Raw genomic sequence first — 17,804 nt, 5'->3', positions numbered from 1 at the left:
GTTCGACTTGCATGTATTAGGCACGCCGCCAGCGTTCGTCCTGAGCCAGGATCAAACTCTCATCTTAAGATGAAAAGCTTAACTTAGCTCTTCTGAATAAATTGTTATTTTATAAGCGAATTGACTTCGCAATGTTTAATTCTTACAAACTTCGTTGTAAGATTCCTTACACATCATCGATTATCAATCTTGTTCAGTTTTCAAAGATCTACCATTTTGTCTTTTTGACGACTTAATAAGTATATCAAAGTTGTGAAACATAGTCAACAACTTTTTTATTCAATTTATAAGTCGTTTTCCTTAACGACAACAATAAATATTATGCCATCTAATGACTGTAAAGTCAACATGTTTTTATATTTATTTTTTCGTTTTGTTTTTTCAAACAACATTTAATATATTATCAATTTTGTGGAACATCGTCAACCGATTTTACAAAAAAAGAACTTTAAAAATTGAAATTCAATCTTTAAAGTTCTTTTAAAAAAATTATTCTTCTACAGAGTTGTCTTCTGGTCTCATAGTTGGGAACAATAGAACGTCTCTAATTGATTCTGCATCAGTTAATAGCATTACCAGACGATCAATACCGATACCTAGTCCACCAGTTGGTGGCATACCGTATTCAAGAGCTTCAACGTAATCTAAATCGACTGGTTGAGCTTCATCGTTACCGTTTGCTTTTTCTGCAGCTTGTGCTTCAAATCTTTCCTTTTGATCGATTGGATCGTTTAATTCAGAGAAGGCATTAGCGTATTCCATTCCTTCTACGTATAATTCGAAACGATCAGTAAATCGACCATCTTCTGCATTCTTCTTAGCCAATGGAGAAATTTCTACCGGGTGACCGTAAATGAATGTTGGGTTGGTAATCTTAGGTTGAACTTCTTCTTCGAAGAATTCGTTAATGATGTGACCAACAGTCCAGAAGTCTTGGTATTGAATGTGATGTTTATCAGCAAGTTTTCTTGCTTCTTCTAAACTCATTTCTTTCCAGAAATCAATTCCAGTTTCTGCTTTAATTGCATCTACCATGTGTAGTCTTTCAAATGGCTTGTTGAAGTCAACTTCATCCCCACGGTATGAAATAATTCCATTATCAGTAACTACTTTAGCAGCTGTCTTAAAGATACCTTCTGTTTCATCCATAACATCATGGAAATCAAAGTATGCAATGTATGATTCTAATTCAGTAAATTCTGGGTTATGGTTTTGGTCCATCCCTTCATTTCTAAATACTCTACCAATTTCGTATACTCTTTCCATTCCACCAACGATTAGTCGTTTTAAGTGAAGTTCTAGGGCAATACGTAGGTATAAATCAATATTTAATGCATTGTGATGAGTAATAAATGGACGCGCACTAGCTCCACCGGCTTGGTTATGTAGCACTGGTGTTTCTACTTCTGTACAGTCCATTTCATTATCTAGATAATTTCTAATTGCTGAAATAATCTTGCTACGTTTTTGGAAACGGTTAAAACTATCTTGGTTAGAAATTAAGTCCAAGTATCTTTGACGGTATTTTTGTTCTTTGTTTTGTAGTCCATGGTATTTATCAGGTAATGGACGAAGTGCTTTTGATAAGAAAGTAACGTGAGTGGCTTTAACTGTTAGTTCACCCATGTCTGTCTTAATTAAGTCCCCTTCAATTCCTAAATGATCACCTAAATCGGCACGTTTGAAGAAGTGATAGTTATCTTCTCCAACTTCATCTTTTCTTACGTAAAGTTGAATTCTACCAGTACGGTCTTGTAGGTCACCAAAACCTACCTTACCTTTACCACGTTTAGCAACCATACGTCCTGCAATAACTACCTTAATGTCTTTTTCTTCAAGCTCTTCTTTTGAGCAATCCTTGTAGTTATCGTGTAATTGTTTAGCTAAATGAGTACGTTCAAAACGGCTACCAAATGGATCTACGCCTTCTTCTCGTAATTCATTCATCTTTTGGCGACGAACTCGCAATTGGTCATTCATTTGCTTTTCTTGTGCCACAGTAAAACCTCCATCAGAATAAATTATTATATCTATTTACATAATACCATAAAATATATCAAAAAATTAGATTTCACTTAAATCTGCATTTTTTGCTTGTCTTTTATGAGTCTTTTCAACAAATTCGTCGAAAATATCAATCATTTCTTGTTCTGTTTCTGCATTGTTTAATGCTACCTTAGCTCTAGCAGAATGTGAAATTCCCTTTAGGTAGTATGCAGCTTGTCCTCTAAATTCACGAGGACCTGTAAAGTCACCTTTAACCCCTACTAAACGGTGTAAATGTTCCTTAGCAGTTTCGATTCTTTCATCTACTGAAGGTTCTTCTAGCAATTCACCAGTTTCTAGGTAATGTCTAGTTTGTTCTAGCATCCAAGGGTTTCCTTCTGCTGCACGACCAATCATAACAGCATCAGCACCAACTTCGTCTAACATCTTTTTAGCTTCTTGTGGTGTTCTAACATCCCCATTACCCATGAAAGGAATTGTTAATGCATCCGCAACTTGTTTTAAAACGTTCCAGTCAGCATCACCAGTGTACATTTGTTTTCTAGTACGACCGTGCATAGCGATTGCAGATGCGCCGGCTTTTTCAGCCATTAAAGCATTTTGAACAGCGTAAACGTGGTCTTCATCCCAACCAGTTCTCATCTTAACAGTTACTGGTTTCTTAACAGCATCAGTAACGTATGAAACCATTTCATATACCTTGTTTGGGTCTAGTAACCATTTTGAACCTGAATCAGATCTAATTACCTTGTTTACTGGACAACCCATGTTGATATCAATAATGTCTGCTTCAGTTTCTTGGTCGATAAACTTCGCACCTTCAACTAAAGTTTCCTTAGTACCACCAAAGATTTGAATACTCATTGGGTGTTCCTTAGGATCGATATCTAACATACTTAAGGTCTTCTTATTCTTGTGCATTAGTCCACGGTCAGAAATCATTTCACAGACTACTAAACCAGCACCAGATTCTTTACAAATCATTCTAAAAGCAGTGTTAGTTACCCCCGCCATGGGTGCAACTACAACTTGATTAGGGATTGTAACGTCTCCTATTTTCCATTCCATTTTATTCACCTCTATTAAACACATCTAATATGATAAATATAATATCACACTAATTAATAAACTACCTAACAACAATTACGCATCTTTATTACTACTTAAAAGCGCTCTTAAATCATCTTCAGTATAATTATATTCACTTTGACAGAAATTACATACTACTTTTGCACCATGATCTTCATCAATCATCGCTTGAATTTCGTCATCGTTAATTCCTGAAATTCGATCAGCAAATTTTTCTTTTGAACAATCACATCTAAACTCAACTGGCATGTTTTGTAAAATATCGATGTTATCTTCACCAAAGATTAATTTCAAAATATCTTCTGGTTTTTGTTTAGATAAGAATAATTCTGAAATCATTGGAATTGATTTTAATCTTTCTTCCAACTTCGCAATTGCATCTTCAGATGCACCTGGTAATACTTGAATTAAGTATCCACCAGCAGCACCAATTGTACCATCTTCATTTACGTATACAGACACGCCCACAGCTGATGGGATTTGTTCTGATTGAGCAAGATAGAAAGTAAAGTCGTCACCAATTTCTCCAGAAACTAATTGAACGTTACTTACGTATGGTTCGTCACCACCTAGGTTCTTCATTACTTCAAGACTACCTTGACCAACAGCTCCACCTACGTCTAGTTTGTGGTGGGCATTTAATGGTAAGTCCACACGAGGGTTGTGAATGTATCCTTTCACGTGACCGTTGGCGTCAGAATCAATCACGATGCCACCAGCGGGTCCATCGCCCAAGATTTTAACGGTCATTGTTTCTTTCCCTTTAAGCACAGAAGTTGATAGTAATAAACTAGCAACCAATGAACGGCCTAATACCGCTGATGATACTGGCCATGTTTGGTGATCCTTTTGGGCTTCACTAACAACGCCAGTAGCTTCCATGGCATATGCTCTAAACATTCCATCTTTAGTTACACTTTTAGTTAAATAATCAGTCAATTTTATTCCTCCTAATCACCTAAAAAAGCGTGAGTCAAATAAATTCAACCCACGCTTTTATTAGTTAGTCTTCATCATTGTTTTCTTGATGTTGATTTTCTTTTTCTTCTAGTTTTGCTTTGCTTTCTTCAAAAGAAGAATCTTCGTTAGTTTCTTCTTCTTCAGGCATCTTACCTGTACGGTATAGACTTAAGATTTGCTTTTCGTCTAGAGTTTCGTATTCAAGTAATGCATCAGCAATTGCCTTATGTTGTTCACGGTGTTGTTCAATAATATCATGAGCTTGACCATGTGCTTCATCAATGATGCGTTTGATTTCTTCATCAATGATTGCGGCAGTCTTTTCAGAGTATCTTCTTGCGTATGGGTCATCACTTGGGTTAACTAATTGAACAGTTCCTAGTTTTTCACTCATACCATATTGAGTAACCATTGAACGGGCTAAGTTAGTAGCTTGTTCAAAGTCATTTGAAGCACCTGAATCTAGAGAGTCGAAGACGATTTCTTCAGCAGTTCTACCACCCATTAAACCAGCAAGTTGTTCCATTGCATTCTTCTTAGATAAGAAGTATTGGTCTTCTTTAGGTAGCATAATTGCGTATCCTCCAGCACGTCCACGAGGTACGATAGTTACCTTATGAACGACACGGGCATCGTTTAATACTAAACCAACAATCGCATGTCCTGCTTCGTGGTTAGCAACGATGTTTCGTTCTCTCTTACTTACCGCTTTATCCTTCTTAGCAGGACCAGCGATTACTCTATCTTCAGCTTCATCCAGTTCAGCTGGGCCAATTTCAGACTTGTTTCTTCTAGCAGCTAGTAAAGCAGCTTCGTTTAACAAGTTAGCTAAATCAGCACCTACGAAACCAGGTGTTTGTTGAGCAATTGCGTGTAAGTCAACGTTATCAGCGATTGGCTTGTTCTTAGCATGGACCTTAAGAATTGCTTCTCTACCTTTAACGTCTGGATAACTAACAAGTACCTTACGGTCAAAACGACCTGGACGAGTTAACGCAGGATCCAATACATCAGCACGGTTAGTAGCAGCAATTACGATTACACCATCATTACCTGAGAAACCATCCATTTCAACCAATAGTTGGTTCAATGTTTGTTCTCTTTCATCATGGCCACCGCCCATACCGTTTCCACGTTTTCTACCAACAGCATCAATTTCATCAATGAAAATGATGGCTGGAGAATCTTTCTTAGCTTGTTCGAATAAGTCACGAACACGGCTGGCACCAACCCCGACGAACATTTCAACGAAGTCAGAACCTGAAATTGAGTAGAATGGTACGCCTGCTTCACCAGATACGGCTTTAGCAAGTAAAGTCTTACCAGTTCCTGGAGGTCCTTCTAATAGGACACCATGTGGAATCTTAGCGCCTAACTTAGTGAACTTCTTAGGATCTTTTAGGAATTCAACAACTTCAACAAGTTCTTGTTTTTCTTCCTCTTCACCAGCAACATCACTAAATCTAACATCACTCTTAGTTGGCTTAGCTTTTGACTTACCAACACCCATGATGCCACCTTTACTACCATTCTTACCACCCATTTGGTTCATCATAATAAAGAAGAACACGATGATAATTAACATTGGTAATAATGAGAAGATTAGGTTTGACCAAAAACCGCCATCGGTATCTGCACCCTTAGCGCCCATCTTAACGCCGTTCTTCTTCGCATATTCAGTGATTTCATTGATAGTACTATTGTTCTTCAATACCTTAGTCTTGAATGAAGAAACTTTAGTTTCACTCTTAGCACCAGTAAATAAAATACTGCTGTTAGAGTCTGATTTCACGCTTTGAGCTTTTCTGTATTCACCAGAAACGGTGTATACACCATTTTCAGGTTGAATTGAGAAACTCTTAATTTTATTATCTTTTAGTTCTTGAACAAACTGGCTTGATTGTAGTTCTTGAGTTTGAGGTTGACCATTCTTAGATGTAACAAAGAAGGTAACTCCCAAGACTATTAAGAAACAAACAATGTAAAACAGGCTGTTCTTGAATAATCCTTTGTTGTTATTATGCATCAATTGCCTCCTGTGTTTAATGCTTGTCTATGTATTAAAAATTACGTGGTGAGACCGCCACTTTCTTCAATACATTACATGAAACATATATTATCATTTTTCAAACAAATACTCCATTTATTTGTCTGAATATACTTCTGGTTTTAGCACACCAACATATGGAAGATTACGATACATTCCTTTGTAATCCAATCCGTATCCAACAACGAATTCATTTGGTACTTCTAGACCAACATAATCAGCCTTGGCATCAACTACACGGCCTTCTGGTTTATCCATTAAAGTACATACCTTAATTGATTTGGCACCACGTTCAGCCAATAGATCTTCTAGATATTTTAGAGTACGACCTGTATCAATGATATCTTCCATAAAGATAACATCACGTCCTTTAACATCAAGTTCAACATCTTTAACTAGTTCAATTGATCCGCTAGATGCTGTTCCTCCGTGATAACTTGAAACATCGATAAAATCGATATCAATGTATACGTCCATTTCTCTTACAACATCAGTCATGAAGAAAATGGCACCCTTTAATACACCTATTACAATTGGCTTTTTCCCTTTATAGTCTGAAGTAATTTGTTGTCCTAATCTGCGACAAGCGTCTTGAATATCTTCTTTGCTATACAAGGTTTTTAGAATGTCGTTGTTCATTAGCTGCTCCTTCCACATCGTTATTATTTAATTATTAATGCATATTTTTGTTTCTGCACATCCGTCTTAAAAACTGACTCACGATAGCCTAAGATAGCTAATACTTGTCCATTACTGTCTACCAGCGTTTGGGACATTTTGCGATCTTCAAACGGGACTTTACTATTAATAAAGACACGTTTGGCTGCCTGATGTCCACCATTTTTAAGCGTGACTTTGTCATCGTTTTTGGTTGGCTGTACATTGATTGGAAACTGTTCATCACTAAGATAAATAGTCGCCTCTCGTTTGTTTAATTCATCATGGTAATCTGACTTATCAGTAAGCATCCACTTAAATTGATTAGCAGAATACCATTGATTCAATGTTACCACAAATCGCTCATTTTTTAATCCTGATATTTGCTTTTTAACCATTTTTTCGACAAAAAAATAGTTATATTGCTTTTTCATGACAAAATTCTGTGCTAATTGCACCTCACCCTGTGGTTTAGTTCGGTTATTGAGCAACTGCATAATTTGTTTAATTAACGCTAAATTAAATTGATTAGGAATATTTTCATTCAAAATCAAATCAATTACACCCTGCTGAATAAACTCTGGACAACTTAATAATTGATTTAAGTCATACTTATTTTCCATATTAATTTCTTGCACAATTTGCTTAATTAAGTACTCATTTTGTTTATGCATTAATTCGACTTGATTGGCAAAACTTGCGATATGGTCGACCCCCTGTGGATTTTCCATTTCAATCAGAGGCATTAGTTGGTGTCTCATCCGATTTCTCGTGATTTCTAAATCTTGATTAGTCTCATCTTCATACCATTTAATTGAATTATCGATGGCGTATTGTTTTATTGCTTGCTTCTTAAAATGCAATAACGGTCTGACTAATTGATAGCCATGAAAATCTCTAACTTCCTTAATCCCACTTAAATAATTGATAAAAGTTCCACGAATTAATCGCATCAATACCGTTTCAGCTTGATCATTTTCGTGATGCGCCGTAATTAAAGCATCTGCATCATATTTTTGTAAAACTTGTAAAAAGAAATCATATCTAAACTTGCGCGCTGCTTCTTCCACTCCGGTTTGTGGATGTTTGTTTACATCCCAAGCACTCACCTCAAGCGTTAAACCGTGTTCTGCACAAAACGTTCTAACATATTGTTCCTCTTCATCACTGACGGATCGTAACTGATGATTAACGTGGGCAACCACAATCTGTGGGCGATTCTCAGTTGGTAAGTTCATCATTAAGTTCAATAAACTCATCGAATCCACCCCAGCTGAAACACCAATTACGACGGTTTGTTTGGGAGTAAACCAATGATGATTTTTTAAATGTAAATTAAATTGTTGCTGTAATTTTTTTGGCTCATCCATCCCAAACTCATCCTCCTTTACATTTTTAGGTAAAAATAAAATGATTAAGGTTTCCCCCAATCATTTTTTATGATTAGCTACGACGACCGCCACGGCCTCCGCGCTTACCTTCTGTATTCTTCTTGATTGTTGCTAAACGACTTTCACTTTCCTTTAAGAAACTGTCCATTAAGTCGTCAAAATTAGCTTTATTATTTTTATGGTTATCATTATGATGACGATTATCACCGAACTTACCATGAGTTGAACGATTGTTGGCCATCTTAGGTTGTGCTGCTGGCTTTTCTTTTGGTGCCGGTTTATCAGTAGCTTGTCTGATTGATAATGCAATCTTACCATCATCGCCTACGCTTAAAACCTTAACCTTAACGTCGTCGCCAACCTTTAATACATCTTTAATTTCTTTGATATAGCCATCAGAAATTTCACTAATGTGAACCAATCCTGTTTTGTGTTCGCCTAGATCAACAAAAGCACCAAAATTAGTGATTCCTGATACTTTGCCGGAAACTTTTGCTCCAACTTCAATTGCCATAAAAAAAATGTTCCTCCTAGAAATGATTAGTAATTTAAGTATAGCACCATTCAAATGATAATTGTATAAAAAAAACGGTATTTTTTCATACCATTTTAATTTTGGGTTACATCTTTTGAAACATCCCCTGGAAGGCTATATACCGTTTCTCCAGGCTTCGTGTAATAGTATCTTTCGCGAATGATTTTTTGGATGTAATCATTATCATGCAACTGCTTAATATTTTCTTTTAATTTCTTATTATCAACTTTACTCTTCTTTAGTTCTTGTTGAGATTGGACTTGCTGCTCAGAAATATTTCTCACCTTTTGTTTAGTTGAGATAATTTGAAAGGTTAGAACCGCAAATATTAAGAGGAATGTTGACACTAGAATAATTCCACGTTTTTTTCTACTTTTTAGAATTTCTTTGTGTCTAGACTGTTTCATTCTAGTATATTGATTATCTAGTTGATGAACGTTGTTCACAGCCATATCGATTCCTCCTCTCAAATTACTATTTATTAGTATAATTGATTCCTTAAAAAAATAAACAAACAATTAGCTTTTTTAATGTAAATTTAATTATTCTTCAAAAAAGTCACGTTCATACTTTTCATCCAAGACAGTGTACATTCTATCGGCATCTGCTTTCTTGGTTGTTTCAAATAATTGATTTACTTGAACCGTTAAGGTTTTGTTACCAAATTTAATCACTAACACATCGTTAGACACCACATTAGATGATGACTTAGCGACACGGTCATTGATGGTAATTCGACCTTGATCAGCGATATCTTTCGCTACTGTTCTTCTCTTAATAATTCTTGAAATCTTCAAAAATTTATCTAATCTCATTTTTTAATCCCCACTTATCTATAAACTTATTTATTACTGGGACTGATTGCCATTCTTGATAAGTTAATAATTTCATCTTGATTGCGAGTCCACCAAATACTGCTGCCCCAACTGGGATAAATAATACTAACCAGATGATGGCTTGTAATCTACTACTATGGATAAATACGTATTGTCCTAGTAATTGCATTAATCCTAATTCAATTACCAACATCGTAATCGCCATAATGGCTAGTTTAAACATAAATGACCATTTTTGTTCGATATTAACAATTGTCTTCGGCGCAAATTTAACGGTGAATATTAGCATAATCAATAAACTAACCACCGTTGAAATACTTGCTCCACTAATTCCCATATAGATTACCATTGTTTGCGTGATTAATAATTTCAACGTTAAACCAATTATAATCGATATAATCGTCACCTTAAAATGATTAGCACTCTGCAAAATACTACTATAAATGGTAATCATTGTAGTTAAAATGACACTAATCATAAAAATACTGATGGTTGTATTTTGTTGAACACTGTTGAACAACAAACGATTAATCAGTGGCATTAAACTAATCATCCCTACTGCTACTCCCACTGTTAAAAACATGCTAACGCGGAGCATTTCTGATGCCAAATGGTGAAATGATTTCAGTTCCTTTTTTCTGTATGCCAAACTTAATGACGGTAAAATGGCCGAAGCAAATGATGTTGCAATCACTAATCCTAATTGAACTAGTGGTTGGCCACGATCATAAATTCCCTTAACCACCTGTGAGTCTAACATAGATAAACCATTCATAATTAATCCCTTTCGCACAGTAAAGGAATCAATTAACTGCATTAATACCATCAAAGATGATAGTAAACAAATGGTTCCCCCTTCAAATACCATTCGTTTGATTAATACTCGATAGGATAAGACCTTGATTTTCGGTAATTTTTTAATGTCCTTAACATAGTACTTAACTAAAATTGCGACCGAGAATAATTCGGCTACCGGCGTTGCAATCATTGCATACGTTCCAATTGTATATGGATCAATGCCATGATGAACTCCAATGTAGGCTGCCAAGATAATCAATCCCACTCGAATGATTTGTTCAATCACTTGAGAATACGCGGTTGGTTTCATGACTAAGGTAGCCTGAAAGTATCCCCTTAAACAAGCTAGAATTGGCATCATCAGAAACATCCAACTAACCGCACGAATCAAACTATCTAATCGAATGTCACCCATCATTGCCGCAATTGATGTCGCTTTAAGCTGAGCGACCAAAAAGACGACGATTCCAAAGATTGCCAATACAATAAAGATTTGGCGTAATAGCCCCTTTTGCTGTTCGATTGAATCTTGTTCTGATATCACTTGTGAAATCAGCATTGGCATTCCACTTAACGCAAACACCATTCCAATTCCATAAATTGGATAAACCTGTTGAAAAACATAAAAGCCCACATCTCCGACTAAGTTTTGAAACGGTACTCTGTATACGGCACTTAAGATCTTACTGATTAAGGATGCAATTGATAAAATCATTGCACCCTTCATAATAATCGCTAATTTATTTTCATTTTTCATTATTTAAGTTTCCTGTGTGTTCTTTATCTAATGCCACGACGAATTTAGTTAATTCAGCTAACCATTCTTGTTCTTCCATATTTGGTTGAATAATCAATGTCACCTGCATCTTATTGTTGGCAGTTCCGACCATTGATCTAAAGTTAGTTTGGGCAATCGCTTTTAAAACTTGTTTACTATCATAAAATTCTGTTCCAATTCTCGATAGTGTAATCACAATTTGTTTTGGTACTTGGCGAATCTTTTCAATTAGTGATGCATCTGCATACATTTTAATTCGACTAATCGTTAATAGATTTTCGACTGCCACTGGGTAGTCACCAAAACGATCAATTAAATCAGATTGTAATTCACGGTATTGGTCATCATTTTGCATTTGACGAATTCGTTTATACAATTCGATTTTTTGTTGCGAGTCATCAATGTAGTCACTAGGTAAGTACGCTTCGACATCCATTTCAACGGTTGTGTCGACACGTTGTTCTGCTCGTTTACCACGTTTAGTGGCGACCGCATCCGCTAGCATTTGAGTATACATATCATAACCGACTGAATCGACGAATCCTGATTGTTGCTTCCCTAATAGGTTTCCTGCCCCACGCAATGATAAATCACGCATCGCAATCTTAAAACCAGATCCCAATTCGGTGAAATCACGAATGGCTTCCAATCTGTTTTCAGAAACTTCGGTTAACACCTTATTTGGTTTATACATAAAGTAAGCATAGGCAACGCGATTGGAACGACCAATTCTTCCACGAATTTGATACAACTGAGATAATCCCATGTGGTCAGCATCTTCGACGAATAACGTATTCGCGTTTGGAATATCGACCCCGGTTTCAATAATGGTAGTGGTTACTAACACATCATATTCCCCGTTGACGAAATCATATAGAATCGTTTCTAATTGGTTTTCAGTCATTTGACCATGAATATAACTAATTCGTGCATCTGGTACCAACGCTTGTAGTTTCATCACCGTTTCTTCAATATCAGAAACTCGATTATGCATGAAGAAGACTTGCCCACCACGATGCATTTCACGCGTAATGCCTTCTCGAATTGCACCGGCGTTTTCTTCCATTACATAGGTTTGAATTGGATAACGGTTTGCTGGTGGAGTTTCAATAACTGATAAATCACGTACTCCCATCATCGACATGTTTAATGTTCGAGGAATTGGAGTCGCAGTTAAGGTTAAGACGTCCACGTTGGAACGTAGTTGCTTAATCTTTTCTTTGTGTTTAACCCCAAATCGTTGTTCTTCATCGACCATTAATAGTCCTAAATCCGAAAACTTAATATCATCTGATAATAAACGATGGGTTCCGACAACGATATCGATTGAACCTTCCAGTAAACCAGCTTTAGTTTCTTCAACTTGTTTTTTAGTTCTAAATCTTGATAGCACTGCTACCGATACTGGGAAGCCTTCAAAACGATTGACCATCGTTTCATAGTGTTGTTGTGCTAAAACCGTTGTAGGAACCAAAAAAGCGACTTGTTTGCCTGCTTCGATTGCCTTAAAGGCAGCATGCAATGCTACTTCGGTTTTTCCATAACCAACATCTCCGACCAATAATCGATCCATTGGGTGTGGTTGTTGCATATCACGCTTAATTTCTTCGGAACTCTTCACTTGATCAGGCGTTGGTTGATAAGGAAAGGCTGCTTCAAATTCTTCTTGGTATTCATCATCTTCTGGGAACGCATATCCTTGTTGATTAGAACGTTTGGCATATAGTTCAATTAAGTCATCGGCAATATCTTCAATCTTGCCTTGTACTTTTGACTTCGTCTTTTGCCATTCACTTCCACCCAGTTTGTTCACTCTTGGATGTTTATCTTCGGATGAAACGTACTTTTGAATTAAGTTTAACTGTGTCACCGGAATAAATAACTTGGCATTATTTTGATAAGCAATTGTCATGTAGTCTTGGTGCTTACCATCGACTTCCATTGTTTTCATACCTTCATACTTACCAATCCCATGGTTAGCATGAACAACGTAGTCGCCCGGTTTTAAGTCGGTATAACTCTTAATTCTTTCCGCATTCGAGAAAGTTTGACGACGAGCCCTTTTTTTAAGCACGGTTGTAAACATTTCTGATTCAGTAATTACCGCTAATTGCTTAACCGGTAATTCAAACCCATTTTTCAAACGTTCGTTAACCACTTGCACCTGGTGTTCTAAAATTTCATCGCCATTGGTTTGCGTTGCTTTAATTTCAAAGTCTGCAAGCGTTTGCGTCACCTTTTGCATTCTTGCTTTGTCTTTAACCAAAATAACGACAGTGTCATCTTGTCTGTGCCAACGATCAATTTCGGTCTTCAACAATGGCATTTGACCAAAGAATTTTTGCATTGGACGGACTTTAATATCATTTAATTGCGTTAGTTTTAAGTTTCCTAACCCTTTTTGGAATAATGATAATAAGATTTCTGCTTGTTTAATTTTATGGAAATGTTCTCTAAAATCGACCGTGTATAAATCATTGGCCACGATTTCACCATGTTCAAACTTATCGTCTGCCCATGCTTGTTCTTCTTCGACTAATTGTTGGTTATTTTCTAAAATACGGCTGTAGTCATCAAATAAGACCACGCCATCTTCATCTAAATAATCAAAAATAGTGGTTTCATTATCATAAATTAATTTGGCATACATTAACCAATCAGGTGTGATGACTCCTTGACGGGCATCAGAAAGTAGTTCTCCCACCGTATTCGATAATCTTAGTTGTTGTTCTTCATCTAATAATTGTGGTTGGCGTTTTGCCAATAATGCAGATAGCTTTTCAATCGCTTCATTCTTTTGATCCGAAGTTAACACCATATCGGTTGCTGGTAAAATACTAATCGATTCGATATTTTCCACACTTCTTTGGTTGGAAACATCAAAGTAACGAAGTGAATCCACTTCAGTATCAAATAAATCAATTCGGACCGGATAATCTGAGTTCAGTGGATAAATATCAATAATTGATCCACGGAAAGAGAATTCACCTGGTGCTGCAACCATTTTTTCTGGGACGTATCCCATTTGATAAAGTTGATTTCTGACTTGATCTAAATCAATATCATCTTCAACTTTAATCGTTAAATTAGCAGCTAAAAAGTCATCCGCCGATGGCAAAATCCGCTTAGTTCCAGACACTGAAGTCACGACAATTTTCGGTTTATCACCCAATAAATCTGCCAATGCTTGCACACGGGTAGCTTTATATTCAGGTGAACTAGTTGCGACTTCGGCGGCTAACACTTCTTCGACTGGAAATTCAATTACATCATCTTCATCGATAACGTTTTGTAAATCTTCTACGATATCATCACATCTGGAAAGCGTATCTGTCACAATTAAGATATTCTTTTTAGTTGCGTTAAATAAAGCCGCAATCATCATTGTCTTAGCTGAACCGGATAATCCAGTTACTAACTGACGATGCTTCGGCTGTAAATCTTCTACAACTGTTTCAAACTGTGGTAATTGTGTAAAAAATTGACTTAATTCCAAAACCGTTATCCCCTCTGATTAATTAGTTATACTTATTTTCCAACTTGTTAAAGTCGACTCCATCAATAAATTCTTCGATTGCGTCGACAGTTCGATCTAATGCTGGATCTAAATCGATTCTTTGGTCTTTAGTAAATTGACCTAATACGTAGTTAACGACACTTTCGTTAGTTGGGTGGTCAGTTCCCACTTTGATTCTGTTAAACTTATCAGTTTGTAGGTGCGCAATTAAACTCTTAATTCCGTTGTGACCACCAGCTGACCCATGAGTTCTCAATCTAATTTTGCCGACCGGTAAATCCATGTCATCATATATTACTATTAAATCGCTTAAATCTAACTTAAAGTATTTCATTAATGGTCCGACTGAACGACCTGATTCATTCATGAAAGTTAGTGGTTCAACCAACATTACTTTTTCACCATTAATAGTGGTAGTTCCAATTTTAGCTTCCATCTTTTGAGTATTTAATTCTACTCCATGTTTTTCAGCAAATGCATCGATTGCCATAAAACCAGTATTATGTCTGGTTTCTTTATATTGTGGTCCCACATTTCCTAATCCCACAATCATCTTCATAAAAAAACGCTCCTTTTTCGTAACTATAATATGTAAATTATATCATAGTCTGGACCCTATTATCGGGAGGAAAACCTATCGAAATCTGGAAAAACCTTATATTTTTTCATGCTTTGTAATTACTATTTTCCAAATTAATGATATAATTCAGTTGTAGATTTAAATATGTTTTTGAAGGGATGATTATTGTGGCTTTAAAACATCAAAAAGTTGTTTTAGTTGGTGACGGTGCCGTTGGTTCTTCATACGCATTTGCAATGATGCAACAAGGACTAGGCGAAGAATTCGTCATCGTTGATATTATTAGAGATCGTATCGAAGGAGACGCACTTGATTTAGAAGATGCTCAAGTATTTACTGCTCCTAAGAACATTTACGCTGGTGATTACAGTGACTGTGCAGATGCTGACTTAGTTGTTATCACTGCCGGTGCACCTCAAAAACCAGGTGAAACTAGACTAGATCTAGTTGGAAAGAACTTAAAGATTCTTTCATCAATCGTTCCTGAAGTTGTTAAGTCAGGATTTAAGGGTATTTTCTTAGTTGCTGCTAACCCAGTTGACATCTTAACTTACGGTGTTCAAAAACTTTCAGGTTGGCCAAAGGAAAAGGTTGTTGGTTCTGGTACTTCACTAGATACTACTCGTTTCCAAGTTGCTGTTGCTAAGAAGCTAGGTATTAACCCTGCTGACGTTAACGCCTACATCATGGGTGAACATGGTGACTCAGAATTTGCTGCTATTGACGAAGCAACTGTTGGTTCACGTCCATTACTAGACGTTGCTAAAGATGCTGGCGTAAGCAAAGATGACTTACTACAATTAGAAGATGAAACTAGAAACAAGGCATACACAATCATCAACAAGAAAGGTGCTACTTTCTATGGTGTTGCTACTGCTCTAATGAGAATTTCTCGTGCTATCTTACGTGATGAAAACTCTGTATTACCTGTTGGTGCTCCAGTTAATGGTGAATATGGTCTAACCGATATTTACATTGGTACACCTGCCGTAGTTAACGCTTCAGGTATCAAACAAGTAATCGAAGTTCCACTAAGTGACGAAGAAAAAGCAAAAATGCAAGATTCAGGTAAGACCTTAAAGGAAACTGCCGAAAAAGGTATGGATGCTTTAAAATAATCTAATTTATAAATTAGATTATTAAAGTCGAGGTGCATTGCGCCTCGACTTTTTCTTTGGAATTAAATCATATTTGTCAACACATTAATTTAGTTTTATGTTAGAATTAGATTATGAGAAAAATTCTAATAAATAAAAGGGAGGTCTCAATATGCTTTTGAAGTCATTAGTTAAGCCTAAAGGGAGTTTAGTTACTGTTTCCGAAAATGTTTCATTAGAGGAAGCGTTAAAAACATTAGAAGATTCAGGATACAGATGTATCCCTATTCTAGATGAAACTGGAACCATTTTTAGAGGTAACATCTATAAAATGCATATCTACCGTCACAAATCACGAGGTGGTGATATGTCACAACCTGTTACTACACTATTAAAGAATGCTACTAAGTTTATTAACGTGAACTCAGCATTCTTCCACATTTTCTTTTCAATCAAAGACTTACCATACATTTCTGTTTTAGATGATAATAATCGTTTTTATGGTATTTTAACTCATACTCGATTATTGGATATGCTATCACAATCATGGAACATCAACGTAGGTAGTTATGTGGTCACAGTTTTAGCTCCAGGTAATCGTGGCGATCTTGAAGCAATGTCTAAGATCATTACTAAATACACTGCAATTGCCAGCGTTATCAGTTTAGATGCGCAAGAAGGCGAACTAGTTCACAGAGTTATGTTCACCCTCCCTGCAGATGTTAATTTAGAGTTACTAAAACGTATTACTGCTGCTCTAGAACGTAAAGGTTTTAGAGTTGCTGAAATCGAAGATTTAGCTGACGAAAAATAATCATCACCAAAACAAAAAGGATGCGAATAATTCGCATCCTTTTTTTATGTATATTATTACTGAACACCCACACTTAATTTCAGCGCTTCGTCTACCCGTTTCATAAACTTATCACTTAAATGATCAACTCGATCATGTAATCGTTGCTTATCAATTGTTCTAATTTGCTCTAATAAAATGACTGAATCTTTTTCAATTCTAGTCTTATCAGCGCTAATTGCCACATGAGTAGGCATCTTTGGTTTTGAAATTCTAGCAGTAATTGCGGCTACAATCACGGTCGGACTATAGTGGTTACCGATATTATTTTGCACAATCAATACCGGTCTCATCCCACCCTGTTCTGAACCAACAACAGGTGATAGGTCAGCATAAAACACATCGCCACGTTTAATTTCAACGTTAGCCATTGTAAACATCCCCTATCCATTCTTAACTTCATAAAAAACAATCTAATCTATCGTAATGCTTCTAAAGATCATCACATAATGTGAACTCTTCAGATATTTCACGGTTAATTTCGGTCATCTCAGTATATCCAGCAATTAATCCCTTAATGATCATATAATCATTGAAGTAAGGACTAATCACAACCTTACTTTGACTTAATTTTAAGTCATTACAAGTATGATTGGAACTGGCTTTTAAAACAGAAATACGATTTACTGAGTAAACAAATTGATTTTTTGCTGGCATTT

At 36.2% G+C, this 17,804-nt stretch carries 16 protein-coding genes and 1 rRNA gene; 2 read left to right on the top strand and 15 right to left on the bottom strand.

Annotated features, from left to right (window positions below):
• From ABWU86_RS06290 to pth, 13 genes are all read right to left on the bottom strand, one after another.
• Nucleotides 1-67, bottom strand: a 16S ribosomal RNA gene (locus tag ABWU86_RS06290); the annotation flags it as partial.
• A 422-nt stretch (nt 68-489) separates the two neighbouring features.
• Nucleotides 490-1,998 (bottom strand): lysine--tRNA ligase, encoded by a 1,509-nt coding sequence (gene lysS / locus ABWU86_RS06285; protein ID WP_353322046.1) that lies wholly within the window; start codon nt 1,996-1,998, stop codon nt 490-492.
• A 66-nt stretch (nt 1,999-2,064) separates the two neighbouring features.
• Complete coding sequence (gene dusB, locus ABWU86_RS06280) at nt 2,065-3,075, bottom strand: tRNA dihydrouridine synthase DusB (protein WP_293793621.1); 1,011 nt, start codon at nt 3,073-3,075, stop codon at nt 2,065-2,067.
• Between the two features lie 75 nt (nt 3,076-3,150).
• Nucleotides 3,151-4,035, bottom strand: a complete 885-nt coding sequence (hslO, locus tag ABWU86_RS06275; RefSeq protein WP_293793620.1) for an Hsp33 family molecular chaperone HslO — start codon at nt 4,033-4,035, stop codon at nt 3,151-3,153.
• A gap of 64 nt (nt 4,036-4,099) precedes the next feature.
• Nucleotides 4,100-6,082 carry an ATP-dependent zinc metalloprotease FtsH gene (gene ftsH, locus ABWU86_RS06270; protein ID WP_293793618.1) on the bottom strand — a complete coding sequence of 661 codons (1,983 nt, stop codon included), beginning with the start codon at nt 6,080-6,082 and terminating at the stop codon, nt 4,100-4,102.
• 117 nt (nt 6,083-6,199) lie between these two features.
• Nucleotides 6,200-6,742, bottom strand: a complete 543-nt coding sequence (gene hpt, locus ABWU86_RS06265; protein WP_053949694.1) for a hypoxanthine phosphoribosyltransferase — start codon at nt 6,740-6,742, stop codon at nt 6,200-6,202.
• A 23-nt stretch (nt 6,743-6,765) separates the two neighbouring features.
• Nucleotides 6,766-8,130 carry a tRNA lysidine(34) synthetase TilS gene (gene tilS / locus ABWU86_RS06260; protein WP_293793614.1) on the bottom strand — a complete coding sequence of 455 codons (1,365 nt, stop codon included), beginning with the start codon at nt 8,128-8,130 and terminating at the stop codon, nt 6,766-6,768.
• 73 nt (nt 8,131-8,203) lie between these two features.
• Entirely contained in the window at nt 8,204-8,665 is a 462-nt protein-coding gene (locus tag ABWU86_RS06255; protein ID WP_293793613.1) for a S1 domain-containing RNA-binding protein, read from the bottom strand.
• Between the two features lie 95 nt (nt 8,666-8,760).
• Complete coding sequence (locus tag ABWU86_RS06250; RefSeq protein WP_293793611.1) at nt 8,761-9,138, bottom strand: FtsB family cell division protein; 378 nt, start codon at nt 9,136-9,138, stop codon at nt 8,761-8,763.
• A gap of 90 nt (nt 9,139-9,228) precedes the next feature.
• Nucleotides 9,229-9,501: an RNA-binding S4 domain-containing protein gene (locus tag ABWU86_RS06245; protein WP_293793610.1), complete on the bottom strand. Its 273-nt coding sequence runs from the start codon at nt 9,499-9,501 to the stop codon at nt 9,229-9,231.
• Nucleotides 9,488-11,077 carry a putative polysaccharide biosynthesis protein gene (locus ABWU86_RS06240; RefSeq protein ID WP_293793608.1) on the bottom strand — a complete coding sequence of 530 codons (1,590 nt, stop codon included), beginning with the start codon at nt 11,075-11,077 and terminating at the stop codon, nt 9,488-9,490. The genes ABWU86_RS06245 and ABWU86_RS06240 overlap by 14 nt, the downstream gene beginning before the upstream one ends.
• Complete coding sequence (gene mfd, locus ABWU86_RS06235; RefSeq protein ID WP_353322040.1) at nt 11,067-14,594, bottom strand: transcription-repair coupling factor; 3,528 nt, start codon at nt 14,592-14,594, stop codon at nt 11,067-11,069. Before mfd ends, ABWU86_RS06240 begins: the two co-directional genes overlap by 11 nt.
• A 22-nt stretch (nt 14,595-14,616) precedes the next feature.
• A complete protein-coding gene (gene pth / locus ABWU86_RS06230) occupies nt 14,617-15,174 on the bottom strand; it encodes an aminoacyl-tRNA hydrolase (protein WP_053949687.1) in 558 nt (185 codons plus the stop codon).
• A gap of 188 nt (nt 15,175-15,362) precedes the next feature.
• Between pth and ABWU86_RS06225 the strand changes: the two genes are divergently transcribed.
• Nucleotides 15,363-16,313, top strand: a complete 951-nt coding sequence (locus ABWU86_RS06225; RefSeq protein WP_293793605.1) for an L-lactate dehydrogenase — start codon at nt 15,363-15,365, stop codon at nt 16,311-16,313.
• 151 nt (nt 16,314-16,464) lie between these two features.
• Nucleotides 16,465-17,106: a cyclic di-AMP binding protein CbpA gene (gene cbpA / locus ABWU86_RS06220; RefSeq protein ID WP_353322038.1), complete on the top strand. Its 642-nt coding sequence runs from the start codon at nt 16,465-16,467 to the stop codon at nt 17,104-17,106.
• A gap of 56 nt (nt 17,107-17,162) precedes the next feature.
• On the opposite strand, the gene ABWU86_RS06215 is transcribed toward cbpA, so the two are convergent.
• Complete coding sequence (locus tag ABWU86_RS06215; RefSeq protein ID WP_293793602.1) at nt 17,163-17,516, bottom strand: type II toxin-antitoxin system PemK/MazF family toxin; 354 nt, start codon at nt 17,514-17,516, stop codon at nt 17,163-17,165.
• A gap of 61 nt (nt 17,517-17,577) precedes the next feature.
• Entirely contained in the window at nt 17,578-17,802 is a 225-nt protein-coding gene (locus ABWU86_RS06210; RefSeq protein WP_293793600.1) for a hypothetical protein, read from the bottom strand.
• Between the last annotated feature and the right edge of the window lie 2 nt (nt 17,803-17,804).

Origin of the sequence: Apilactobacillus pseudapinorum (assembly GCF_040369555.1) — a bacterium.
In the GTDB taxonomy this organism is placed as follows: Bacteria; Bacillota; Bacilli; order Lactobacillales; family Lactobacillaceae; genus Apilactobacillus.
Note: the sequence above shows the minus strand (reverse complement) of the source record. Positions and strands in the feature narration are given on the sequence as shown.